Source organism: Methylobacterium sp. SyP6R, from assembly GCF_019216885.1.
Lineage (GTDB): Bacteria > Pseudomonadota > Alphaproteobacteria > Rhizobiales > Beijerinckiaceae > Methylobacterium.
On sequence record NZ_JAAQRC020000003.1, the window covers coordinates 151,664 to 174,465 of the forward strand.

Sequence of the window (22,802 nt, forward strand, 5' to 3'; positions counted from 1 at the left end):
TTCGCCGAGGCATACCAGTGCATCATTCCTGTATTTGCTGAACGCTGCGGCAGGTCGTGAAGTGCGGGGGCGAAACACCCCGCACGAGGATCTCACGGCTTGCCTCCCGCCACCCTCCAACTCGCCCGGACGTTCAGTGCCCTGACCTGGGCCGAGGTCCCGGCGCCCGTGCGCCATGAGACCGAGCGTCTCCTGCTCGACACGCTCGGATGCCTCCTTGCAGGAGCGGATACCGAGATCGGGCCGATGGCCCGCCGGTTCGGTCTCGCCCTCGGCGGCGGGACTCCCGTCTTCGTCGCTGGCGGACCCCGCCTCGGCCTCCTCGGCGCCATCTACGCCAATGCGCGCATCGCCAATGCCCTCGACCTCGACGAGACGTTTCCGGTCGGTGCCCATTTCGGCGTCGGGGCGGTTGCAGCGGCACTCGGGCTCGCCGAAGCGCGGATGCAGTCGGGTGCGGCATTCCTGAGCGCGATCCTGACCGGCTACGAACTCGGCGCCCGGCTCGCGAGCCAGATCGGACCGATGATCGAGGTCGAGGACGGGCGGGTCACGGGATTTCCATCCGTCTGGGGCGTCGCCGCGCCCGTCGTCCTCGCAGCAGCCGGTGCGGCCGCACGGCTCCTTGAGCAGGATGCGTCCCTGTTCGCGCAGACCATCGGCTTGGCAGGCGCGAATACGCCGGTACCGGCCGGGGCACACTGGGCTGCGGCGATCGACTTGCCGAACGCGAAGTATTGCGATGCGGGCTGGTGCGCCGTCACCGGGGCCGGCGGCGCTCTGGCGGCCGAGGCAGGCACCCGGGGATTTCCAACGATCCTCGACGGACCGAGCGGGTTGGCGCGGCTCTCGGGCGCGGCCTCGCCCACCGAGGCGCACCTGACCGCGGGGCTCGGTGAACGCTGGCTCATCGCCTACATCACCTACAAGCCTTGGCCGAGTTGCCGCTTCACGCATCCGGTGCTGACCGCCCTCGAGGCGATCCTGGCGAGCGAGCACCCCGCCGCCGACGCCATCACGGCGATCGTCGTCGAGACCGGCCCGCTCACCGCCTCGGCCCGCTTCACGCAAGAAACGCCCCGCACCTTCGCGAGCCGGCAGTTCAGTTATCCTCACCTCATCGCGATGCGGCTCCTCGGCGTGCCGCCGGGCCCGGCCTGGTGCGACCCGCGCTGGGACGACGACCCGGCCGTTGCCGACTTGCGCGCCAAGGTCCGATTCGAGGCTCATCCGCGCGGCGAGGACTTTGTGCACAGCCTCACCCACAATCAGATGCGCGCGCTTCCCGGCGGAATCCAGGTCCACCTCGCCGACGGGAGGATCCTTCGGGCCGAGAGCGACACCGCGTGCGGCGACCCATGGAATCCCGAAACCCTCCTGTCGGACGAGGCGCTCGCTGCCAAGCTCCGCGGTCTCGCGCGGGGCCCGGTCGATCCGCTGATCGAGGCCGTGGGCGACCTCTCGCGCGCGACTTCGATCAAGCCTCTGATCGCGGCGCTCCAGGCCGCCAGCGGGATGCATTGAGCATGCGCGCTCCTCTCTCCCACCTCTCCGGCCTCGCCGTCGACGTGCTGGTGATCGGTGCCGGCATCAACGGGGCGAGCGCCGCCCAGCACCTCGCGGCGTCCGGCCACGACGTGCTCCTCGTCGACAAGGCCGATTTTGGGGCCGGCGCCACCGCCCGCTCGAGCCGTCTCCTGCATTGCGGCCTGCGCTACCTCGCCCCAGGCCGCTCGCTCGCCGAGTTTCTCATCCGGCCCGATCGGCTGCTCACGGCATTGCGCATGGCGCGTCAAGCCATGATGGCCCGGGCCGAACTCGTCCGTACGGTTCCCGAGCGGGTGACCGCGATGCGCTTCTGCTTTCCCGTCTACCGGGATGGTCCCTATCGGTCCTGGCAGATCGACGCCGCCTTCGGAATCCTCGCGGGGCTCGGGGCGGGGACCTCCGTCCCCCTCGACTACAAGCGCCTGTCGCCCGAGGAGGCCACGGCCCGCCCGCTCCTGCGCGCCCTGCGGGACCCCGAGCGGCTTCAAGCCGTCGCTTGCTTCCGCGAGTATCAGATCGACTGGCCCGAGCGGCTCTGCCTCGACGCGGTGCTAGACGCGGAGCGCTGTGGCGCCCGGGTCCGCAACTACACCTCCGCCGCTCTCCTCGGATCGCTCCCCGGGGGGGGCTGGCAGGTGCGCCTGAGCGACACCCTCAGTACGCAGCCGCCCGTCCACGTCACGGCCCGCCGGGTCCTTAACCTTGCCGGCACCGGGATCGATGCGGTCACGCGCGGGGTCGTCCCGCACGCCCGACGCCGTGTCGTCGGCACCAAGGGGGCGCATATCCTGGTGCGGCTCCCTGCGGAATGCGCCGGGACGGGGATTGCCACGCTGAGCCGCCGGGGCGAGCCGTTCTACTGCATCCCCTGGCGCAACCTCCACTTCTTCGGGCCGACCGAGACGCCCTACGAGGGGGACCCCCACGCTGCAGCGGTCACGCCGGACGAGGCCGCGTTCCTGCTCTCCGAGGCGCACCATCTCCTGCCGGGCTGTCGCTTGAGTCCCGAGGCTGTCGTCGCGAGCTGGGCGGGGGTCCGGCCGCTGACCTACGACCCCGCACTGCCGCTCGGCCGGCGCTCGCGCGAACTCCACGACCTTAGCGCGGACGGTCTGCCGGGTGTTTTCGCCCTGACGGCCGGTCCGGTGATGAGCCATCGCTCCGCCGGGCGCCTGCTCGCCGACACGGCTGCCTGCGGCCTCATCCCCCGTCGTGCCGCCCAGGCCGTGCGCTACTCCGGGCCGGAGGTGCCGCCGGGCCTGATCGGCGAGGCGCTTCGGCCCGGCACGCCCTCCGCCGTCGCCGACCTGCAGCGCGCGGTCGAGCGCGAGCACGCCGCAACGCTCGCCGACGTGCTGTTCCGGCGCACCGGCGCCGCCTGGGGCGAGCCCCTCGCATCGCACGAGATCGTGCGCGCCGCCGCAACCGTTGGCGAGGCGCTGGGCTGGGACGCCGCCGCCCGGCGCGCCGCCGTCGAGGCCTACACGGACGAAGTCTCGCGACTGTTCGGTTCGCCTTTCGCCCCTTCGAACCTGAGCCCTCCGGACCTTCCAACCGTGACCGCCGCGTCCCGCCAAGGAGATCACCCGTGACCCCGTCCGTCCTGACTCGGCGCAGCCTCGTCGCCGGTGCCGTCCTCAGCCCGCTCGCCGGCGCGGGCCTGGTCCGCGCCGAGCCCACCGCGACCCTGCGCGCGGCCATCGCCGGATTCTCGGTGCTGAACACCCTCGATCCGGCCAAAGCCAGCCTCCTCTCGGAAAACTATGTGATCTGGGCGCTGTTCAACGCCCTCTTGCGCTTCAACGCCCGCATGGAGATCGAGGGCGATCTCGCGGCCCGCTTCAGCGTCCTCGACTCGACGACGCTCGAGTTCAGCCTGCGGCCCGAGGCGCGCTTCCACGACGGCGCACCGGTCACGGCCGACGACGTCAAGTTCTCTCTCGAGCGCGTGCTCGATCCAGCCACCGCCTCGCCGAACCGGGGCAAGCTCACGGCGATCGAGGCGGTCACCATCCGCGATCCGCTGACCTTGCGGATCAGTACCCGCACTCCTTTTGCCCCCCTGCTCAGCGCCCTCACCAACACCCGCACGGGGACGCAGATCGTGTCGCGTGCGGCCCTGCGGGAGCTCGGACCCGAGGCGTTCGCGCGTGCACCCGTCGGCAGCGGTCCGTATCGCGTGCGGGCATGGCGGCCCAACGAGCGCGTCGAGCTCGAGGCGGCCGCCCAACACCTCGGCCCACCCGCTCGGATTCCACGGGTCGACGTCCTGCTGATCCCCGAAGAGTCGAGCGGGCTCACCGCTCTCCTCGGCCAGGCCGTCGATCTCACGAGCACGGCCCCCTTCGCCGATGTCCGCGCCCTCGAGGCGCGGCCCGCGCTGCAGGTATTCAAGCAACCCGGACTGAACACGCGCTACGTGGCGCTCAACAACAGGCAGGCGCCGTTCGACGACCTCCACGTGCGCCGCGCCCTCTCGATGGCCTTCGACCGCAACGCCCTCGTCAAGGCCGTCCTGTTCGGCGAGGGCACCGCGACGCCGGGCCTGCTGCCCCCCGCGCTGCTGGCGCATCAGGGCCCGCTTCCCGATCTCGTGACCTACAATCCGGACCGCGCCCGCGCCGAGCTCGCCAAGGCACGCTACCGGCCCGAGGCCATCACGGCGAGCGTTCTCGTCTGGGGCTCGTCCTGGTGGCGGCGCTTCGGCGAGATCGTCGTCGCCCAGATCAACCAGACGCTCGGGACGCGCCTCACCGTCCAGGCCGGTGACACCAACGCGGTCTTTGCCCAGCTGCGAGCCGGCGCGTACCAGGCCGCGGTCTGGGGCTGGCTCGGCCTCGTCGACTACGACGAGTATCTCGGCGACATCCTCGGCGCCACGGGCGCCCGCAACTTCCAGGGCTACGCCAACCCGGCTTTCGACGCGCTGCTCGCGGAGGGGCGCACCACCCTCGACCCGAGGAGCCGGGCCGCGATCTATGCCAGGGCCGACCGCCTGATGCTCGAGGACATGCCGGTCTGGCCGGCCTTCTGCTCCAACATTCATCAGGTCGCGACCCACCGCCTCGTTGGCTTCACGCAGCTTCCCTACTCGAATTTCGGCGACCAGTTCGCCCATCTGGAGCTGCGCGCATGACTGCAGCCTTCCGTCTTTCCGGGCCGATTCTCCGCCATGCCGGCGGCGTCGTCCTGGTCGGTCTCCTCGGCGCCCTGTGCATCTTCGCGGCCCTGCGCCTCGGCCCGGGCGACCCGGCGCTCACGGCCCTGGGGGAGGGGGCAACGCCCGCCTCCGTCGCGGCCTACCGCGCCCGCTGGGGCCTCGACCAGCCCTGGCCCGTCCAGTTCGCGGCCTGGTTCCTCCCGGCGCTGCACGGCGATTTCGGCACCTCGATCGCGGTCGCGAGCGGGATCCCGGTATCCCGGCTCATCGCCGAGCGTCTGCCGGTCACCGTCTTCGTCGGTGCCTACGCGCTCGTCATCGCCACGACGACGGCACTCGTCTTCGGCGCCGTGGCGGCACGCTGGCGCGGCCGGTGGCCCGACAGCCTCGCCACGACGCTCGCCGTGCTCGGCGTCGCGATGCCGGATTTCTGGGTCGCCTACCTGCTGATCGGCAGCCTCGCCTTCGGCCTCGGCCTGTTCCCGAGCTTCGGCTACGTCCCGCCCTCGGTTTCGCTGACCGGGGCTCTCTCGAGCGCGACGCTGCCGGCGCTCGCCATCGCCGCACCGATGGCCGCGAGCTTCACCCGCATCCTGCGCGCCGCACTCATCGAGGAATCCTTGAGCGAGCACGTGCGGGTCGCGCGTGCGCTCGGGCATCCCGGCCGCTTCATCTTCCTCCACCACGTCCTGCGCAACGCGCTGATCCCGTTCGTCACGGTGGTCGGGCTGCAGGTCCGCTATCTCCTCGGCGGCACCGTGGTGATCGAGCGCATCTTCGGCCTGCCCGGTCTCGGTGCCCTCATGGTCGATGCGGCCTTCGCGCGCGACTACCCGCTCGTGCAGGCCTGCGCGCTCGTCTTCCTCCTCGGAGTCCTTGTCGCAAACCTCGCCACGGACGGGCTGTGCGCCCTCCTCGATCCGCGCCGGAGCTAGAGGCCTCGCATGCGCGCCTTCCTCGCCCATCGCCTCGCGCCGCTCGGCGCCCTCGTCACCGGCCTCGTGCTCCTGCTCGTCGGGGTCGGCCCTGCCCTGTCGCCCTACGACCCCACCCACATGGACGTCCTCGCGCTCCTCGCACCTCCCGACTGGCAGCATCCGTTCGGCACCGACGCACTCGGGCGCGACGTGCTCACCCGGGTGCTCGCCGGCGCCCGGCTGTCGCTCACCGTCAGCGCCACCGGCGTCGCCCTCGCGGCGCTCGCCGGAACCCTCGCGGGGCTCGTCGCGGCCGAGCGTGGCGGCCTCCTCGCCGCGGTGCTCCTGCGCCTCTCCGACCTCCTGTTCTCGTTTCCGAGCTTCGTCCTCGCCCTGTTCCTCGTCGTCGTGCTCGGTTTCGGCACCGGAACGCTGATCCTCGCGATCGCCCTCGTCTACGCGCCGATCTTCGTCCGTCTCAGCCGCAACCTCGCGGCGAGCGCCCGAGGCCTGACCTACGTCGCTGCCGCCCGTGTGATCGGCCAGTCGGGCCGGAGCATCCTCCTGCGCGAGATCCTGCCGAACATCGCCGGCCCGCTCCTGGTGCAGGCGACCCTCGGACTCGCCTTCGGCATCGTGATCGAGGCGGGCCTGAGCTTCATCGGGCTGGGCGTCCAGCCACCCCAGCCCTCGCTCGGCACCATCATGGCCGAGGGCCGCGAGGTGTTCGGCCAGGCACCCTGGGTGCTCACGCTGACGGGCCTGTTCATCGCGCTCACCCTGCTCGGATTGAACCTGCTCGGAGACGGCCTGCGCGAACTCGCCGATCCCAAGCTGAGGGGCCGCTCATGACCATTGCCACACCCCTCCTGTCGGTTGCCGACCTCGCCGTCACCGTTCCGGGGCCGTCCGGGCCCTGGACCGCGGTGGCGGGGATCGACCTCGCGCTCGCCCGCGGGGAGACCCTCGGCCTCATCGGCGAATCGGGTTCGGGCAAGACTCTCACGGGCCTCGCCCTCCTCGGGCTCCTGCCCTCCGGGGCGAGCGCGACGGCCCGACAGCTGACCTTCGACGGCCACGACCTGCGGGGTGGTGAGCCGGTCCTGGCGCCGCTTCGCGGCCGGCGCCTCGGGATGATCGTCCAGGACCCGGTCGGTGCCTTCAACCCGGCCAAGCGCATCGGCTGGCACATGCGGGCAGTGCTGCGTCGGCGCGGGGACCGGCGGCCCGACGCCGCAGCCCGCTGGCTGTCCGCGGTCGGGGTCCGGGCGGCCGAGCGGGTGCTTGCTGCCTATCCCCACCAGCTCAGCGGCGGCATGCTCCAGCGCGTGCTGATCGCAATGGTCGGTGCGCTCGAGCCCGACCTCATCGTGGCGGACGAGCCGACGACGAATCTCGACGCGGTCGTCGCCCGGCAGATCCTCGACCTCGTCCGTGAGCAGCAAAACCGCACGGGCTGCGCGGTCCTGTTCGTCACGCACGATCTCGCCGCGGCGCGCCACCTGTGCGACCGCGTCGCCGTCATGGTCGCGGGCACGATCGTCGAGATCGGTCCGGCCGGCGCCGTCCTCGACGTGCCCCGTCATCCCTACACGCGCGGCCTGATCGCGACGGTGCGCTCGCTCGCCGCGCGCGATCCCGTCCTCATCGAGATGGTGGGCGAGCCGGGCCGCCGCGAGACCGGCGGCTGCCCGTTCCTCAGCCGCTGTCCGCGCTCCGACGCCCTGTGCCGATCGGATCCGCCCGGCCTCGCCGCCCTCCGTCCCGACCACCTCCTGCGGTGCCATCACCCCGATGTCTGACTGTCCCTCCGCTCCCCTCGTCATCGACCGCGTGAGCCTCGAGATGTCCCTGGCGTCACGCTGGCGCACGCCGCGGATGCGGATCCTCGACGCGGTCAGCCTGTCCCTGGCGCCTGGCGAGATCGTCGGCCTTGTCGGCGAATCCGGTTCGGGCAAGACGACGCTGGGCCTGACGCTCGTCGGTCGGCATCGGCCGACGCACGGGTCGATCCAGCTCGGCGGATCCGCACTCGCCCCCGGCACGCCAGCGCAGCGGCGCCTCCAGATGGTGTTCCAAGACCCGCTCGCCTCGTTCAACCCGCGCCGGCGGGTCGGCGATGCGGTCCGTCTCGCCCTCGACGTCCACCGCATCGGGCCGCCGTCCGCGCGCGGGGACATCGTCCAGGCCCTGTTCGCCCAGGTCGGGCTGTCGTCCGAGCACGCCGCGCGATTTCCCCACGCGCTGTCGGGGGGGCAGCTCCAGCGCGTCGCGCTGGCGCGGGCGCTCGCCACCCGCCCGGACTACATCGTGGCCGACGAGCCGGTCTCAAAGCTCGACGTCTCGGTGCGGGCGCAGATCCTCAACCTCGTCCGCCGCACGAACGCCGAGACCGGGGTCGGACTCCTGTTCATCACCCACGACCTTGCTGCAGCGCAGTTCCTGTGTCACCGCATCGCCGTGATGTATCTCGGGCGGATCGTGGAGCTTGGCACGCCCGATGCCGTGCTGGGGCGCCCCCGCCATCCCTACACCGCCCGGCTCGTCGCCGGGACCGCCTATGACGGCTCAGCCGGGGCGGATCCCCGGCTCGGCGCGCGCGAGGCCTGCTTCTACGCGCCGGCCTGCACTCGCCGTCTGCCGCGCTGCACGCAGGAGCGCCCGCCGCTCGACGAGACCGGTCTTGCCTGCTTTCGTCCCGAGGAACTCCCACCGGAGCCGGGGCGGGAGGCAATCCCCGCCCTGGCGTGAGGCAGCCCGTCATCCTCAAGCGATGATCGGGCCGGACTTCAGGACTTCCGCGAGAGCGGCTGCGGCCCGCGCCGTGTCGGGGGGCGTGAGGTCTCCGATACAGCCGAGCCGCACCGTCCGCGGCACGGCGAGCCGGCCCGGGACGAGCACGTAGCCGCGGCTCGCCATCGCGGCGGTCACGGTGGCCGGGGCAGGGCCGTCCTCGGGCAGTGCCACCGTCACCACGATCGGCGCTGTGTCCGGCAGCTGCAGCAGCGGCGGAAAGCCCGCCGCCGCGAGGACGGCGGCGGCAGCCTCCCAGTTCCCGCGGTAGCGCACCGCCCGGGCCGCAAGCCCCTCGGCCGCGAGTTCCTCAAGGGCGGCGTGCACGCCGCACAGCACGTGGGTCGGTGGGGTGAAGCGGAATGTGCCGGTGCGCTCGACATGCTGGTGCTGGTCGAAGAGGTCGAGGCTGGCGGACGCGGCAAATCCGCGGCCCCGCTCGAGCGCTGCGCGCTCGGCCACGACCCAGGCCAGGCCGGGCGGGCCCTGCAGACCCTTGTTCGAGGACAGGACCAGCGCCTCCGGGCGGTCATGCGCGACATCGAGCGGAACGATTCCCGCGGAGGCGACGGCATCGACGATGAGCCCGCGGCCGAGCCGCCGGCAGAGCGACGCGATCTCCGCGAGCGGATTGATCCGGCCCGAGCTCGTCTCGACATGGACGAAGGCGACGTGGCTGATCGCCGGATCGTCCTTCAGGGCGCGGGCGACCCGCTCGGGCCGGATCGGTTCGAGCGGCGGGGTACGCAGGACGTGATGCGGACGCCCCATCGTCGCGCACAGATGGGCCAGCCAGTCGCCATAGGCGCCGTTCGTCACGATCAGCACTGCCGCGCCCGGCGGTGGCAGGGCGCGCAGGACCATCTCGTTGGCCTGGGTGGCGCTGCCCGGAACCGGAATGACCGCGTAGGCGGCGTCCATCCGGACGAGAGCACCGACCTGCGCCTGCATCTGTAGCAGGGCCGCGATCATACCGGGCTCGGCCGCAGAGCGGTCGACGGCCATCGCGGCGCGAACGGCCGTGCTCGTCGCGACGGGGCCGGGGGTCACGAGAAGGGGAGGGGAGGGGATCATGCCACGGTCTCCGCATCCGCCGACCAAGCCGCCAGCGCCGCGTCGATGGGGAAGGCCGGGAGGTTCTTGCGCGCGGCGCTGCGCGCGTCAGTAAGCCGGCCGGCCCCGCAGGCGATCGCCCCGTGGAGCGGCGTGCCGGGGCGAAGGGCGCTCGCTACGCCCTCTTCGGCGAGAGCGAGCACGAAGGGCAGGAGGGCTGCCGCGTAGAGGTCGCTTGCGGTACCCGGCACCAGGGCCGGGATGTGGTCGGGGCTGTAATGGATGATCCCGTCGATTGTCTCGACCGCCGCGAGATCGGGCGATGACACGCAGGTCTCGATCAGGTCGCGGTCGCAGGCGGTGGCGTCGCACATGATCGAGCCCGGTGCGAGGGCTGCCAGCATCGGCCGGCTGATCAGGTGAGCCAGCCGGTCGCGGGGCAGGCTGGGACGGCGGACGGCGGCGTTGAGGACGATCGCGACCGACGGCAGCGCGGCGGCGAGCGCCGCCTGCGTGCGTGCCGGGTCGGTCACGTCCATCTGCAGGAAGGTCACCTCGTCGGCCGGCAGGTAGTCGCGGTCCCGCGTCCCGAAACGGCGGTTGGCCTCCGCATTGACCGCGTCGCGGTCCCGGTTGGCGATCACCATCAGCCGGAGCCGCAGGGCGCGCCAGACCTGAAGCACCGAGAGGCCGATCTCACCGGTCCCGATCAGGAGCGCCCCGACCTGGCCGAGCGCCGGATCGAGCCCCGGGGCCAGGCGGCCCGAGTGGCGCGTGCAGAGCTCGATCGCCCGCTGGGCGAACAGGTGACCGGTCAGGCGGCTCATTGGTTCGAGGATCGGTGCGCGTCCGGATACGCGCACCGCCTCGCAGGCGATACCGAGAAAGCCCCTGGCGACCAAGCGCTCCAACGAGGCCGGATCGATGTTCTCATCGAAGTGCAGGAAGGTCATCAGGATATGGTGGGGCGCGTAGTCCTCGTACTCTTCCGGCAGCGGAGCCTTGACCTTCAGGAGGAGCCTGCACGCCGCGAGGATCTGCGCCTTCGGCGACAGGGTGGCGCCTTCCCTGACGAAGGCTGCGTCGGGATAGCCGGCGGCCTCTCCCGCGCCGGGCTCGACATCGACCGCGTGACCTCGCCCGGCCAGGACGCCGACTTCGCGCGGGGTCAGGGCGACCCGCGTCTCGTCGGGTTTGCGCTCGCGCAGAACACCGATCCGCATTACTGCCTCCCGCCGCTGACTTGTCCAAGGTTAAAGCCGGGGCAGCCTGCGGGCGGAGGAGCGCGCCGCACCAGTGCCGTTAAGGAAAGTCGACTTTCCGCAACGGCAATGGTGCGGGCCGGGCTCTGGCGCAACAGTTCGCGTTCCGGCGCGAGGCTGCGATCGGCGCGGTTCGTGATGCTCTGCCGGACTTATACGGGGAGGTCGGATGTGATCCGGGCAGCAATCGTTGGTCTTGGAGGCTGGGGTCGGCGCCTCGTCGTCGCGGTGCAGGAGGACGGGCAGCCCCGCGGTTCCGAGATCCACTTCACCCGCGCCGCCGTACGCTCGGCCGCGCGCGCAAAGCCCTTCGCGGACCGCCAGCGCCTGCTGCTCGGCTCCTTCGAGGAGTGCCTCTCCGATCCGGCCATCGATGCCGTGGTCCTTGCAACGCCCCACAGCGCCCATCCTGGCCAGGTTCGCGCCGCGGCCGCGGCGGGAAAGCACGTCTTCGTCGAGAAGCCCCTCGCCTTGACCCTGGCGGAGGCTGAATCCGCCATCGCTGCCTGCAAGGCTGCCGGGCGCGTGCTGGCGCTCGGTCACAACCGGCGCTTCCTGCCGGCTTTCCGCGCTCTGCGCGAGCTCCTGCTCGCCGGTGAACTTGGGTCCATCCTCCACGCCGAGGCCATGTTTGCCGGCGCCTTCGGCCTTGCCTACACGCCGGATGCTTGGCGGGCGGGTGATGCGGATGCACCTGCCGGCGGACTGACCGCTATGGGCATCCACAGCCTCGACGCCTTGATCGACTGCCTCGGGCCGGTGGAGGAGGTGACCGCCCAGAGCATGCGCCGGGTCCTCACGATTCCGATGGACGACACCACGAGTGCGATGCTGCGCTTCCGGTCAGGCCCGTCTGGCCATGTCGCGACGCTCATGGCTACGGCCTGGACCTGGCAACTGCGCGTGTTCGGTGTCCGGGGCTACGCCGCGATGCCGGACGAGACGAGCCTTCAGATCGTCGAGCGCAGCGGCGCCTCGCGGCATTTCGTCTTCCCCGTCTTCGACACGGAACGGGCCGAACTCGAAGCGTTCGCGCGGGCGGTGCGGGGGGACGAGGCCTACCCGGTCCCGCTCGGCGACGTGGCGCACGGGGTCGCCGTGCTCGAGGCCGCGGTGGCGTCGATCCGCTCCGGCCGTGTGCGGATGTCGGTGGGGGCTTGAGCGCGCAACCCTCATGCGGTCCGGTACGCTTGCTGGCACGCGACCCGCCTTCCGCGAGCATCCCGTGAAGGCTCCTGGTGATACGAAATCCGGAAGATCACTTCCGGATTTCGTATCACCAGCCCGCGCGGCGCGTGAGCGAAGACGATTTCCGCATCGCGAAGTGATCAATCGGAAATCGTATGAGAGGTCGGTCTCGCTCATCGTCCGGAAGAGACCTGTGCCTCGCGGTGCAGCCAGGCGATGAAATCGCGGCGCACCGGTAGCAGCGCGGCAGGCATGATCGCGTTCCCGCTCGGCACGATGGCGAGCCGGCGCCCAAGCGGCCGGAAGCCGAACGGGGCGATCAATCGGCCGTCCGCGAGTTCCTCTCGCACCAGGGCCTCGGGGACGATCGCGCGACCGAGACCGACCTCGGCGCCGCGAAGCGCGAGAGCGAGATCGGCCATGAACACCTCGCCCGCCCGACCATCGGCGACCTGCCCTGCGGCACGTTCCCAGCGCTCCCAGGCATCGGGCCACGACCGGGTGTGGATCCGGGTGGCCCCGACACATGGCCGGCGCGGTAGCGCGAGGGGGTGGTGAACCGGCCCGAAGGCGTCCGGGAGCGGCGAGGTTGGCGTGTGCATCTCCCCGCCGATGTCCTGCCACGCGATCGTCAGGTGGGGCACGGCGCGACCGCCGCCCGGGTCGAGCAAGGTCAGTTCGACCACGACGAGCCCGGGCGGTGGGGCTGCGGCGAGAAGCGGGATCAGCCAGCGCTCGGCGAGCGCCGGCTCGCAGCCGACGATGAGACGGGGGGCGCGGGGATGCACCCGCAGCCGCTCGGTTGCGCTCTCGAGGCTATCGAGGGCTTGCACCACGACTGGGAGGAGCTCGGCTCCCGCCGCGGTGAGAACCAAGCCACTGGGCAGGCGAAGAAGGAGCGGAGAACCCAGATGGGCCTCGACAGCCCGTATCTGTCGACTCACGGCGCTCTCGGTCAGGTGCAGGCGCGCCGCCGCGCCGGTCACGGTCCTGGCGGTTGCTGCCGCCTCGAAGGCCTCGAGCCCACGCCAGGGAGGGAGCCGCCGTCTCATCGAGCCTGCCTGCCGTCACGCGTGCTAAGAAAATAATTTCATAGAAAAGAATTGTATTATAAAATAAACCAATGTAAACGTCACGATATAGAAATGTGATTTTCATAACAACGGGCTTTTACGGAACGGAAGTGTTCGTTTAAGCGTGCGAGCGCGCTGAAATCGCTATGGATATGCGTGGAGCGTCGTCAAGCAGGGCTGTGTGCATACGGCAATGTCATGATGAATGAATGAGGTATCGATGGTGCGATACGCCGGTCTCGTGAGCCGAACTCCGAGAATGAGGGACGTCGACGAGGTCGGATCGTAACGGGAGCCTTGCGCTTGTCCCCGATTTGGTGGAGCGCGCCCGCAGCACCCCATTTCGTTCTCCTGACCTCCGCAGTGCCAAACGCGCAAGGCGCCGACCGGCGTTCTGCCGGCAAAGGTTGTCTCGTGACTGCCTGACGGCATTGAGGTGGCGCGCTGCGGCTCGACCTCCATCACCACGCCCTGGCTTCGAGATGAGGCGCTGCGACAATCATGGCGGAAGGGGACATCCGGTCCATCATTGTGCAACGGTGGGGCTCGCGCGCTCTTGCCGACCGCGCGGATGGTCGTGCGCCGCATCCTCGCCCAGGAAGGCGACGAGCTCGCGGGCGCATTTCGTGGTGGCCGCCGCACATCGCATCGCGCAGCGATCTGTGCGCCCGTCAAACGGTTCGCTGCCGCACATCATGGGCGGCCAAGGTGGACGATCCATGTCTGCAGGTGGGGTAGACCGCCTTTCAGTCCGGTCTTGGAGCAAGCAAGCCGGCTTGCGCGATCTCGCGCAAGTTGGCAGGTCGCGCCGGTTCCTAAGGGCAGGGAGGCTGGGAAGCGGACTAACTGGTGAAGTCCGACCCTGCTCGCTTCCCAGACGCGGAGTTTTTGTGTTCTCAGTCCCGTAATGGAGTGTCAGGCTGCCTCTGCCTCGCGATCCAGGCCGAGTGCCGCCAGTCGCACCGTCTTCGGCAGCAGGTGCGTCCCGGCCTCGTAATAGCGCCACATGCGCGGGCTGACGCCGAGCGCCGCCGCGGCCTGGGACAGCTTCGGCGTCCGGGACTTCCGCCACGACAGCAGCCAGGCGGCGCCCTGCTCGAGCGCCAGTCGCCACAGCGTGTCGGCGCTGATCTCCATGTCGTCGGACCAGTGGGCGTTCCAGCCCCACTCGCCGACCGTTGCCGCCCGGAAGGCGTCGGTGTCGTCCCGGAGTGGCCTGAACACCTCGAACCGGCCGAGGTGCTCGCTCACGTCGACAGGGCTCTCGGCACCGTTCTTCCAGGTGACGACCAGGGTCCGGCCGCGGCCGGCCCGGACGGCATTGGTGCTCTGCGCTTCCATCGTCTCACCCTAGCTTGTTGAGGCGACGCCACGCGGCCCAGAGGACATCGCGGTTGGCCTCGGCCCACGCCATCGCCTCGGCGCCCCTGCGAGCGTCGCCCGAGCGGACCGTCAGCGTCTCGATCTCGACCAGGGCACGCCAGCCGCGCCTCTCGATGTGGAAGTGCGGCGGCAGGTGATCGTCGGCGTAAATGGCGACCTTGCAATTTGTGAAACGCTGAATGGTCAGCATCGCCTGTCGCTGTAAGGAACCTAGGCAAATGTTGCCTTCTAGGCAACACAAAAACGGAAATGGTTGCCGATTTTTATCGGGCTCGCTCAAGGTGAGGACAGGCGCCCGCGCCGCCCGTGCAGACTGAGACGCAAGGTCATCCGCCGCTCGCCTGCTTCGCGCAATCCTCCGGCACCTCGCCAAACTGGCCGAGGATCGCTACGCTCTGCAACTCGCCCGTCTCGTCGTCCGCCACGACGCGCAAGGCCGCCGTGCCCGGCACCCGTCGAGCGATTGCCTCCGCCCGATTGAGCGCCTCGCTCTCCGTAGGCGCTACGTCCCGGCTACCTGGCCTCAGCCGCTTCCGGTTGATCTCGAACGTCTGCACCATGAAGGTGGTCCGCATCCCCATAACGATCTCCTGACCCTGTCATCCCGGCCGCGCACAGGCCCGAAGCGGGGCCTTGACCGGGAACCTCCGGCCTGTTTGTTCTCTTTGTGTTCTAGAACGGAGGGCGCGCGTGAGTCTCTATCGGGTCGGTGGCCAAGCGGCGGATGGCGGCGGGCTCGTGCGGATCCCGTTCATGCTCTCGACGCTCTGCGCCGGCTTCCCGAGCCCGGCAGAGGACTTCATCGAGGGTGCACTGGAGCTGCCGCGCTGGCTCGTGCCGAATCCGCCCGCCACCTTCATATGGCGCGTCCGCGGCTGGTGCATGAAGGGCGCCGGCATCCATGACGAAGACTTGGCCGTGGTCGACCGCTCGCTCTCGCCGTCCCCCGGCGCGGTCGTCGTCGCAGTTGTCAACGGCGAGATGAGTCTCAAGCGCCTGATCATGACCGGCAACCGGCTGAGCCTTACGTTCGACAACCCGGAGATGGATCAGGAATTCGCCCTGGAGGATCTGGAGGAGGGGCTACTCTGGGGCGTGCTGCTATTCTCGGTGCGCTGGCACCACGTGAAGGCCCGTGCGAGCCTTGTGCGATGACCCGCGCCATTGCGCTCATCGACGGCAACAGCTTCTATTGCTCGTGCGAGCGCGTATTTGATCCGCGCCTGACCGGCGTGCCGGTGATCGTGCTCTCGAACAACGACGGCTGCGCCATCGCCCGCACCGCCGAGGCCAAGGCGCTCGGCATCCGCATGGGCGAGCCGTACTTCAAGATCCGCGACCTGTGTCGGCAGCAGCGGGTTCGGGTGTTCTCCTCGAATTATGCCCTCTACGGCGACATGTCGGCCCGGGCCAACACGGTCTACCGCCAGTTCGCGCGCGACGTGGAGGTCTACTCGATCGATGAGAGCTTCCTCGACCTTTCTGACGTGCGCGAGTGTGACCGAGTGGCGCTCGCCCGGGACCTCCGCTCCACCGTCCGTCGGTGGACCGGCCTGCCGACCTGCGTCGGAATCGGGCCGACCAAGACCCTCGCGAAATTGGCGAACCACATCGCCAAGTCCATCCCCGAGCTCGGGGGCGTGTGCGATCTGTCCGATGAGGCGGAGCGCGCTGCCTGGATGGTCGGGATCTCGGTGGGCGAGGTCTGGGGCATCGGTCGCGCCTCGTTGGCGCGACTCATCGCCATGGGCATCGACACGGTGGCGGACCTGCGGGACCTCGATCCCCGGCCGGCGCGGGCCTCGCTGACGGTGGTGGGCGAACGCATCATCCACGAGCTGCGCGGCCGCGCCTGCCTGCCCCTCGAGATTGTGCCAGCCCGGCGCAAGGGCTGCGCGGTCACCCGATCATTCTCGTCACGGATCACCGAGCGGACCGTGCTCGAGCAGGCGGTGGCGGCGCATGCGACGCGGCTCGGCGAAAAGTTGCGGCGGGACGGTCTCGCCGTCTCGGCCGTCACCGTCTTCTACCACACCAGCGAGCACGACCGCGGCGACCCGATGCGCTCGGTCTCGACGGTGGTCCACCTGCCGGAGGCGACGAACGACAGCCGGCACCTGATCCAGGCCGCGCTCCACGGCGTGGCAAAGACCTGGAAGGAGCAGGGGCCGACGCCCTGGCGCTACAGCAAGGCCGGGCTGGTCACGAAGGATCTCGTGCCGCTCGACGAGGCGCCCCGGCCGCTATTCGATGCCCTCAACCGGGAAAAGTCCGGCGCGCTGATGGCCGCGATGGACGCCTGCAACAGCCGGTTCGGCCGTGGTGCCGTGGTGCCGGCGCGGGCGGGGTTGATCGAGAAGCGCACTTGGTCGACGAAGTTCGAGATGCGCTCGTCGCGGTTCACGACGCGGTTGAGCGAGGTGCCGACCGTTCAAGCCGTTTAGCTGCGACCATGAATCTAATCCGTTCGATCATTTACAAATCCCTGGAATATTTTAAAAATATCATTGTGATCGCTGAGTGGTGCCAGATCTCTGGGATGAATATACTCTTCGCCAAAAAACGGGAATATACGTACATCGAAACAGGCGCGCAGCCAATCAATGGCGGTGCGGATCCGAGGAACGCGGTCCACATCGGGATGATATGTCAGCCACACATCGAGCCGAAAATTGAGGCCACAATCGATCGGAATCAGGTCCATTCCCAACGGATAGACGTAAGTCGGTAGCCATCCGATGCCGGCCCCGTTTGCGACAGCCAGAGTATGGGCGCTGCTCGCATTTGTTTTGATTGCAATCGCAGGGGCACGGGGGAGCGCCGGGAGAGTCTTCCCATATGTCGAGAGCGTGGATGTTTCCTCAGAAATTTGAAATACAAGAGTATGATCACTAATTTCCTCAATTCGAGTTGGTAGCCCAAATTTGTTTGCGTATGAGTTCGATGCAAATGGCATCGTATGCAGATAACCAAGGCGCACTACTTTCAGGTCGGCTTCCTGCGGACGTGTGAGCTGCACTGCAACATCCGCCTCCATTCTCAGCACGTCGGCCGAGGTCATGCCGCAGCTAAGATCGATGCGCAATCGTGAGTGCCGACGCTGAAATTCAATGATGCGGGGCACGAGCCAAGCAGATCCAAGGCCCTCTGTGACGGCAATCTTGACTTCCCCGTCGATGACGCTCGAATAATAATCTCCCGCGCGGAGTATCCGATAGGCCGAAGCCTCCATTTTCTGCGCTTCAGCCAGGATCTTGGCGCCTTCCGGGGTCGGCTTGATGCCGGTCACGCCTCTCGTCAGGAGGGACACCCCCAAGGTGGCCTCCAACTCGCTGATGCGGCTGCGCAGCGCATTGAACGACAGCCCGACCCGTGGGGCGGCCGCCCGGAACGAGCCGCAACGATGGATCTCCAGCAGCATCCAGAGCGAATGCCAGTCGGGCATCGTGTACTGCCGATCGGCTGGCGGGTGTTCTGTTTTCAGAACACCCCGTTCTTGTGGCTTGCGCATACACGATCCTCTGTTTCTGCAATCAAACGGGAAGTTTCCACTCAAATCTACTTGGAGCTTCCTGGTGTCATCTCACTTAGCAAGAACGGGTTCTCTTGCCCCTCAACAGGCGACGCGGCATCCACGCCCACGCCGCGCGCTCGCCGACATGGATGTGACGCGAATTTCGCGTCACGTGGTCATCTACACCCCCAGCATCGATGAGAGTCTGTCCGGGAAGAATTTGTTTTTTCGGAGCGCGTTGCGGTTCGCGCCGACAGGCGTATGCTTGAGCGATGTGGACGCCTGAGAACCGCCAGCGGTACGACCGCAGCAAGCTTCGCTATTCCACTGATTTGACGGATGAGGAATGGGCGCTTGTTGCTCCCCTTCTCCCGCCGGCTCGACGCGGGGGAAACAAACGAACGGTTGATCTGCGCGAGGTGGTCAACGGCTTGATGTATGTCCTTGGAACGGGGTGCCAATGGCGCGCTATCCCAAAAGATCTACCGCCTCGCTCGACGGTGCATGGCTACTTCGATCTATGGGATTACGACGGAACTCTCCTGCGCATCCATCACACCCTCTACGTTCTCTGCCGCGAACAGGCAGGACGTGAGGCCAGCCCAACGGCAGCGATCATTGACAGCCAGAGCGTCAAGAGCGCGGAAAAAGGGGGCGCACGATCGACCCGTCCGGCTATGATGCGGGCAAGAAGATCAAAGGCAAGAAGCGCCATCTCCTCGTCGATACGCAAGGTCTGCTGATGCATGCTCTGGTGCATCCGGCCGACGTGCAGGATCGTGATGGCGGCGTATGGGTCATGGCGACGCTGTTTAGTCTCTACCCGTTCCTGCTGAAGCTGTATGCAGATGGCGGCTACCAGGGGCCGGTGTTCCGGGAGGCGTTGGAACGGGTCTGCCGGTCTGTGACGGTGGAAATCGTCAAGCGGTCGGATCAGGCGGTCGGGTTCGAGGTCCTGCCCAAGCGCTGGATCGTGGAGCGGACGATTGGTTGGCTCAATCGCTGCCGGCGGCTGGCGAAGGATTGGGAGTGCCGCACCCGCAAGGCGCTGGCTTTCCTGCGCCTTGCTTCCATCCGCATCATGCTCAGAAAACTCTGCCAACAATCAGCATGATCCCGGACAGACACTGAGGTCGAGCGTTTGTTCGACGTCTGCCGCAGAGAACTGGGGTCGCAAGCCAGTCTCGACGTCGTCAGACGGGTGATGTCGGCCAATCCTTCGACGTTCAGCGCTTTCGCAAGACGCGATAAGTACGACTGCGCCAACCCCCGTGCAGAAGGGTTCATCGCGTGGCTGCCGCTGACGTCCGAAGGCAGAACGGCCCTGCTCGGCGGTCAGTTCGACGGTGCCAATCCTTCGCCGAACTACATCGCAGCCCAGCATGAAAAGCCTGCGGCGCTCTATGTGTGGGCGATCTACGCATCCGGGCGTCTCGCCGGCGGCGTCGCGCTCGCCTTCCAACAGATGTCGACGCCGCTCTACAGCGATGTGGATCTGCTCGCCTGGGGGCCGACGGCGGCCGGTCGCCGCCTGATCGATACCGTCGGATTCAAGCCGCTCGATGCCGACGAAGCCGGGCAACGCGGATTCCACATCTACAGGCGGAGCCCGCAGCACACTGTTCGCCCGGCCTACGACACCTATCCGAGCACGACCGAAGTGAACACGGTCACTGTGGTTCGATCGCTGGACGACCTCACCAAGGTGATGGCGATCCGCAGCGTTGCCTTCCTGGCCGAACAGGCCTGTCCGTTGGAGGAGGAGTTCGACGGCAACGACCTCTCGTCGACGCATCTCCTCGGCTACGTGGGTGACGAGCCGGCGGCCTCGTTGCGCATCCGGTGCTTCGCGGATTTCGCGAAGGTCGAGCGACTGGCCGTGAGGCCGGAATACCGCAATTCACGCATGCGTTCGTGATCGTCCGTGCGGCCCATGAGCTGTGCCGCAAGAAGGGATACGTGCGGGTCTATGGACACGCCCAGCGGCGGCTCATGCCGTTCTGGAGCAGGGCAGGGGCCCGGCGGTTCGAGGGCGCCCGCGAGTTTACCTTCTCCGATCACGAGTACACGGAGATGCTGGCCGAGCTCCCGCGGGATCCAGAGGCCATCGCCGTCGGCGCAGATCCTCTCGTCATCATCCGTCCGGAAGGGCGGTGGCACATGCCCGGCGTCCTAGACCGATCAAGTGCGCGCCCGGCAACGAACCCCACTGGCGGCGAAAGGAATAGGCGGCGATGACGACTCACCAACGAAACCGCTCGCCGGCGGTCGGGAGTGAGGATCTCCTCATGCCCCCCAAGCCTCCCCCGACGATCGACGAGGTGGCGGCGATCCTGCCGTCGCTCGTGCGGGCTCTCGGGCTCATCGTCGAGCAGATGGAGCCCCTTATGGACCTCGCCTGCCAAGCCACCAATCTGTCCGAGGAGACAGCCGATGCGATGAACGATGTCGGCTATGCCCTCACTGAGCATTCGCGCACGCTCATGCGCGAGGCAAACACGCGCCGGAGGAATGGTCTCGGCCGCAGCATTCTCCGACACCGGGACGAAACGGGTGCGGTCGATCAGCCGAGCGTTTCGGTGCTGCCCAACGAGCTCACCGGAGAGACCGGGCTGCCGCCAGTATGTCCGACGTGACATCCGCCTCAAAACACAGCGGCTTAGCCCCGCGCGGCCGGTTGTAGGCGCTACGCCGGCCGCAGGATCTGCCGGCCCGGTCGTGCTGGTAGGGACAGGCGCAGGAGCCGCGATAGCGGGCGATCGATTCGGCGATGAGGCGCTTGGCGATCTCGGCGTCGAAGGGGCCGCTCGGTGCCGCCCGCGGCCGCTCTGGCGTCTCCCGGCGCCGAGGCGGCGGTGCGCTGCGATCGAACGGATTCTGGACCGACGGTTGAGCGGCCGGCTGCGCCACCGCCTGTCCGACGCAACGGACCATGCCGAACAATACGGCGCCCCAGAAAAGGGCCGAGAACACGACTGCTGCGACTGCGAGGAACCGATCCTCCCACCGGCGCGTCTGGTTGTACTTCCGCGGATGCGGGCCGGTGGTCTGCTGGGCGGCCCAGGCTTGAAAACGCTCTTCGGCTTCGTCTCTCTCGCTCATGCCAGCCGCCTACGGTGTCCGTTCACCTTGGCTGTTGTCACAGGCCGCTTGCGTGGCATCAAGGGACGAGTCGGGCTGGATCGGCTACGATCCGACCATGTGCAACCTCTACAGCTTAGCCCGCTCCCAAGACGAGATCCGGCGCACCTTCGCGGTCGATCGCGACGAAGTCGGCAACCTGCCGCCGCTGCCCGGGATCTTCCCCAACCAGATGGCGCCTGTCATCCACGCCGCCGGAGGCGAGCGGGTGCTGACGATGATGCGCTGGGGCTTCCCGCCGCCGCCGAAGGTTGGCACCCAGCCGGTCACCAATGTGCGCAACGTCGCCTCGCCTTACTGGCGCCCCTGGCTGAAACCGGCGCACCGCTGCCTGGTGCCAGTCACGTCGTTCAGCGAGTACGCCGACACGAAGCCGCGCAAGACGCCTGTCTGGTTCGCCCCCGACGGGAGCCGGCCCCTCTTCGCCTTCGCAGGCATCTGGCGACCCTGGACTGGCATGCGCGGCTTGAAGCGGGACGAGCCAGTGCCGGAGGAGCACCGGCTGTTCTCGTTCCTGACCACGGAGGCGAACGGCGTAGTCGGACTGGTGCATCCCAAGGCGATGCCGGTGCTGCTCACGACCGCGGAGGAGTGGCGTACCTGGCTCAAGGCGCCGGTCGAGGAGGCGCTGCAACTGCAGCGTCCGCTCGCGGACGAGATGATGGCCGAAGTGGGGCGAGGGCCGCGTCACGACAGGATCTCATGACTGAACCGACGCGCGATGATGGCATCATCGGCCGGAGCCCGAGCATCGTGCGCGGGCTTTGCCTTCCTCGCGGCGTGTTGTCGCTCGATGCGACAGATTGAGGCGATCAGGCCGGGGAGAACTCTGCTCCGAACTCTCAACACTCAGCCGGTTCCGTCTCCTGCTGCGCATGGAGGACGCCGTTGCGCTCGCGACGTACGATCGCCAGAAACGACCGAGCCGCCCGTGACAGGGGACGCTGCGTCGGGTGCAGAACCGCGACTTCGAACGGGATTGCTGGCCGGAACGGGATCCGCACCAGTTCTTGCCCGTCAGTTGCCGCGGCCGTGAACGGATCAAGAAGGCCGATGCCGAGGCCACGGCCAATGAGGGTCGCGACCAAACCTGCGTATTGCACTTCCAGTACCGGGCTGCAGGTCAGACCGGCACGCGCGAAGGCTTGGTCGAGGCGCTGACGGGACAGGCTCGTCTGAGGCAGCACGATGAGCGGTTCGTCGGCGAGGTCCTGCGGCGTGACCTGAGCGCGGCCCACCAGCCGATGATCGCTCGGCACGGCGAGCACGAGCGGTGCCCGGCAGAAGGTCTCGACATCGACCCCCCCGCGCACCAGCGGCAGTTCGGCGAAGCCGAGATCGATCGCCTGTGCGGCAGCAAGTTCCTCGACGCGGGTGGAGGTCTGGACGGCGAGGGTGATGCTCGAGCGGGGATGCTGGGCGCGGTAGGTCTCAAGCACGGCCGGCATGAGGCCGAAGGCGAGGGCCGGCAGGGCGGCGAGGGAGAGCTTGCCGGTGTCGGCTGCGCGGATGTCGGCCGCGAGTTCGCGGATCCGATCGACGGACGTGAAGGTGCGTTCGACAGCCTCGAACAGCAGGATGGCCTCGGGTGTGGGCGTGAGACGGTTTCGGGCACGTGCAAAAAGCGGGATGTCGACGGTGTGCTCGAAGGCCTCGATCAGGCGAGAGACGGCGGGCTGAGACAGGCCGATCAGCTCGGCGGCACCCTTGGTCGTGCCGGCCTGCATCATGGCCCGGAAGGCTTCCAGCTGGCGGATGTTCATGGACTAA

At 68.4% G+C, this 22,802-nt stretch carries 23 protein-coding genes and 1 pseudogene; 14 read left to right on the forward strand and 10 right to left on the reverse strand.

Annotated features, from left to right (window positions below):
- The first annotated feature begins 99 nt into the window (after nucleotides 1–99).
- The 7 genes from HBB12_RS33405 to HBB12_RS33435 are packed head-to-tail and all read left to right on the forward strand — an operon-like array spanning nucleotide 100 to nucleotide 8,376.
- Nucleotides 100–1,524 (forward strand): MmgE/PrpD family protein, encoded by a 1,425-nt coding sequence (locus HBB12_RS33405; RefSeq protein ID WP_236993551.1) that lies wholly within the window; start codon nucleotides 100–102, stop codon nucleotides 1,522–1,524.
- A gap of 2 nt (nucleotides 1,525–1,526) precedes the next feature.
- Nucleotides 1,527–3,140, forward strand: a complete 1,614-nt coding sequence (locus HBB12_RS33410) for an FAD-dependent oxidoreductase (RefSeq protein WP_236993552.1) — start codon at nucleotides 1,527–1,529, stop codon at nucleotides 3,138–3,140.
- Nucleotides 3,137–4,684 carry an ABC transporter substrate-binding protein gene (locus HBB12_RS33415; protein WP_236993553.1) on the forward strand — a complete coding sequence of 516 codons (1,548 nt, stop codon included), beginning with the start codon at nucleotides 3,137–3,139 and terminating at the stop codon, nucleotides 4,682–4,684. The genes HBB12_RS33410 and HBB12_RS33415 overlap by 4 nt, the downstream gene beginning before the upstream one ends.
- Complete coding sequence (locus tag HBB12_RS33420) at nucleotides 4,681–5,643, forward strand: ABC transporter permease (RefSeq protein ID WP_236993554.1); 963 nt, start codon at nucleotides 4,681–4,683, stop codon at nucleotides 5,641–5,643. Before HBB12_RS33415 ends, HBB12_RS33420 begins: the two co-directional genes overlap by 4 nt.
- A gap of 9 nt (nucleotides 5,644–5,652) precedes the next feature.
- Nucleotides 5,653–6,477 carry an ABC transporter permease gene (locus tag HBB12_RS33425; RefSeq protein WP_236993556.1) on the forward strand — a complete coding sequence of 275 codons (825 nt, stop codon included), beginning with the start codon at nucleotides 5,653–5,655 and terminating at the stop codon, nucleotides 6,475–6,477.
- Complete coding sequence (locus HBB12_RS33430; protein ID WP_236993557.1) at nucleotides 6,474–7,427, forward strand: ABC transporter ATP-binding protein; 954 nt, start codon at nucleotides 6,474–6,476, stop codon at nucleotides 7,425–7,427. Before HBB12_RS33425 ends, HBB12_RS33430 begins: the two co-directional genes overlap by 4 nt.
- Nucleotides 7,420–8,376 carry an ATP-binding cassette domain-containing protein gene (locus tag HBB12_RS33435; RefSeq protein WP_236993558.1) on the forward strand — a complete coding sequence of 319 codons (957 nt, stop codon included), beginning with the start codon at nucleotides 7,420–7,422 and terminating at the stop codon, nucleotides 8,374–8,376. Before HBB12_RS33430 ends, HBB12_RS33435 begins: the two co-directional genes overlap by 8 nt.
- A 15-nt stretch (nucleotides 8,377–8,391) precedes the next feature.
- Here the strand turns inward: HBB12_RS33435 and HBB12_RS33440 are convergent, their stop codons facing one another.
- Nucleotides 8,392–9,492 carry a 2-aminoethylphosphonate--pyruvate transaminase gene (locus HBB12_RS33440; RefSeq protein ID WP_236993559.1) on the reverse strand — a complete coding sequence of 367 codons (1,101 nt, stop codon included), beginning with the start codon at nucleotides 9,490–9,492 and terminating at the stop codon, nucleotides 8,392–8,394.
- A complete protein-coding gene (locus HBB12_RS33445) occupies nucleotides 9,489–10,694 on the reverse strand; it encodes a Rossmann-fold NAD(P)-binding domain-containing protein (RefSeq protein WP_236993560.1) in 1,206 nt (401 codons plus the stop codon). Before HBB12_RS33445 ends, HBB12_RS33440 begins: the two co-directional genes overlap by 4 nt.
- 210 nt (nucleotides 10,695–10,904) lie before the next feature.
- Here HBB12_RS33445 and HBB12_RS33450 point away from each other — a divergent pair, with 210 nt between their 5' ends.
- Entirely contained in the window at nucleotides 10,905–11,894 is a 990-nt protein-coding gene (locus HBB12_RS33450) for a Gfo/Idh/MocA family protein (protein ID WP_236993561.1), read from the forward strand.
- A gap of 200 nt (nucleotides 11,895–12,094) precedes the next feature.
- Here the strand turns inward: HBB12_RS33450 and HBB12_RS33455 are convergent, their stop codons facing one another.
- The 5 genes and pseudogenes from HBB12_RS33455 to HBB12_RS33470 all read right to left on the reverse strand — a co-directional run bounded on the left by HBB12_RS33455 (nucleotide 12,095) and on the right by HBB12_RS33470 (nucleotide 14,958).
- Nucleotides 12,095–12,757, reverse strand: a complete 663-nt coding sequence (locus HBB12_RS33455) for a LysR substrate-binding domain-containing protein (RefSeq protein WP_236993562.1) — start codon at nucleotides 12,755–12,757, stop codon at nucleotides 12,095–12,097.
- 30 nt (nucleotides 12,758–12,787) lie between these two features.
- A pseudogene (locus HBB12_RS34610) lies at nucleotides 12,788–12,973 on the reverse strand (LysR family transcriptional regulator); the annotation flags it as partial.
- A 936-nt stretch (nucleotides 12,974–13,909) separates the two neighbouring features.
- The gene (locus HBB12_RS33460; protein ID WP_236993563.1) at nucleotides 13,910–14,335 is read right to left on the reverse strand and encodes a DUF2442 domain-containing protein; all 426 of its coding nucleotides are present in this window, start codon (nucleotides 14,333–14,335) and stop codon (nucleotides 13,910–13,912) included.
- A 4-nt stretch (nucleotides 14,336–14,339) separates the two neighbouring features.
- On the reverse strand, nucleotides 14,340–14,567 hold the full coding sequence (locus HBB12_RS33465) for a DUF4160 domain-containing protein (protein WP_236993564.1): 228 nt from the start codon (nucleotides 14,565–14,567) through the stop codon (nucleotides 14,340–14,342).
- 136 nt (nucleotides 14,568–14,703) lie between these two features.
- Nucleotides 14,704–14,958: a hypothetical protein gene (locus HBB12_RS33470; protein WP_236993565.1), complete on the reverse strand. Its 255-nt coding sequence runs from the start codon at nucleotides 14,956–14,958 to the stop codon at nucleotides 14,704–14,706.
- 109 nt (nucleotides 14,959–15,067) lie between these two features.
- On the opposite strand from HBB12_RS33470, the gene HBB12_RS33475 reads away from it, so the two are divergent.
- Nucleotides 15,068–15,532 (forward strand): LexA family protein, encoded by a 465-nt coding sequence (locus HBB12_RS33475; RefSeq protein ID WP_236993566.1) that lies wholly within the window; start codon nucleotides 15,068–15,070, stop codon nucleotides 15,530–15,532.
- A complete protein-coding gene (locus tag HBB12_RS33480) occupies nucleotides 15,529–16,821 on the forward strand; it encodes a Y-family DNA polymerase (protein WP_236993567.1) in 1,293 nt (430 codons plus the stop codon). The genes HBB12_RS33475 and HBB12_RS33480 overlap by 4 nt, the downstream gene beginning before the upstream one ends.
- A gap of 14 nt (nucleotides 16,822–16,835) precedes the next feature.
- On the opposite strand, the gene HBB12_RS33485 is transcribed toward HBB12_RS33480, so the two are convergent.
- Nucleotides 16,836–17,888, reverse strand: coding sequence for a LysR family transcriptional regulator (locus tag HBB12_RS33485; protein WP_236993568.1), 1,053 nt, complete (start codon nucleotides 17,886–17,888; stop codon nucleotides 16,836–16,838).
- A gap of 275 nt (nucleotides 17,889–18,163) precedes the next feature.
- Here HBB12_RS33485 and HBB12_RS33490 point away from each other — a divergent pair.
- The 3 genes from HBB12_RS33490 to HBB12_RS33500 all read left to right on the forward strand — a co-directional run bounded on the left by HBB12_RS33490 (nucleotide 18,164) and on the right by HBB12_RS33500 (nucleotide 20,527).
- Nucleotides 18,164–19,005 (forward strand): IS5 family transposase gene (locus tag HBB12_RS33490; protein WP_442919405.1). Its coding sequence is split into 2 segments (ribosomal slippage): nucleotides 18,164–18,554 and nucleotides 18,554–19,005, totalling 843 coding nucleotides; the frame shifts between segments, so codons are not numbered across the junction.
- A gap of 27 nt (nucleotides 19,006–19,032) precedes the next feature.
- Nucleotides 19,033–19,809, forward strand: a complete 777-nt coding sequence (locus tag HBB12_RS34425; protein WP_336886977.1) for a GNAT family N-acetyltransferase — start codon at nucleotides 19,033–19,035, stop codon at nucleotides 19,807–19,809.
- A gap of 370 nt (nucleotides 19,810–20,179) precedes the next feature.
- Nucleotides 20,180–20,527, forward strand: coding sequence for a hypothetical protein (locus tag HBB12_RS33500; protein WP_236993569.1), 348 nt, complete (start codon nucleotides 20,180–20,182; stop codon nucleotides 20,525–20,527).
- On the opposite strand, the gene HBB12_RS33505 is transcribed toward HBB12_RS33500, so the two are convergent.
- Complete coding sequence (locus HBB12_RS33505; RefSeq protein ID WP_236993570.1) at nucleotides 20,487–20,993, reverse strand: hypothetical protein; 507 nt, start codon at nucleotides 20,991–20,993, stop codon at nucleotides 20,487–20,489. The genes HBB12_RS33500 and HBB12_RS33505 overlap by 41 nt on opposite strands.
- Before the next feature lie 97 nt (nucleotides 20,994–21,090).
- Between HBB12_RS33505 and HBB12_RS33510 the strand changes: the two genes are divergently transcribed.
- Entirely contained in the window at nucleotides 21,091–21,738 is a 648-nt protein-coding gene (locus HBB12_RS33510; protein ID WP_236993571.1) for an SOS response-associated peptidase, read from the forward strand.
- 136 nt (nucleotides 21,739–21,874) lie between these two features.
- On the opposite strand, the gene HBB12_RS33515 is transcribed toward HBB12_RS33510, so the two are convergent.
- On the reverse strand, nucleotides 21,875–22,795 hold the full coding sequence (locus tag HBB12_RS33515) for a LysR family transcriptional regulator (RefSeq protein WP_236993572.1): 921 nt from the start codon (nucleotides 22,793–22,795) through the stop codon (nucleotides 21,875–21,877).
- Between the last annotated feature and the right edge of the window lie 7 nt (nucleotides 22,796–22,802).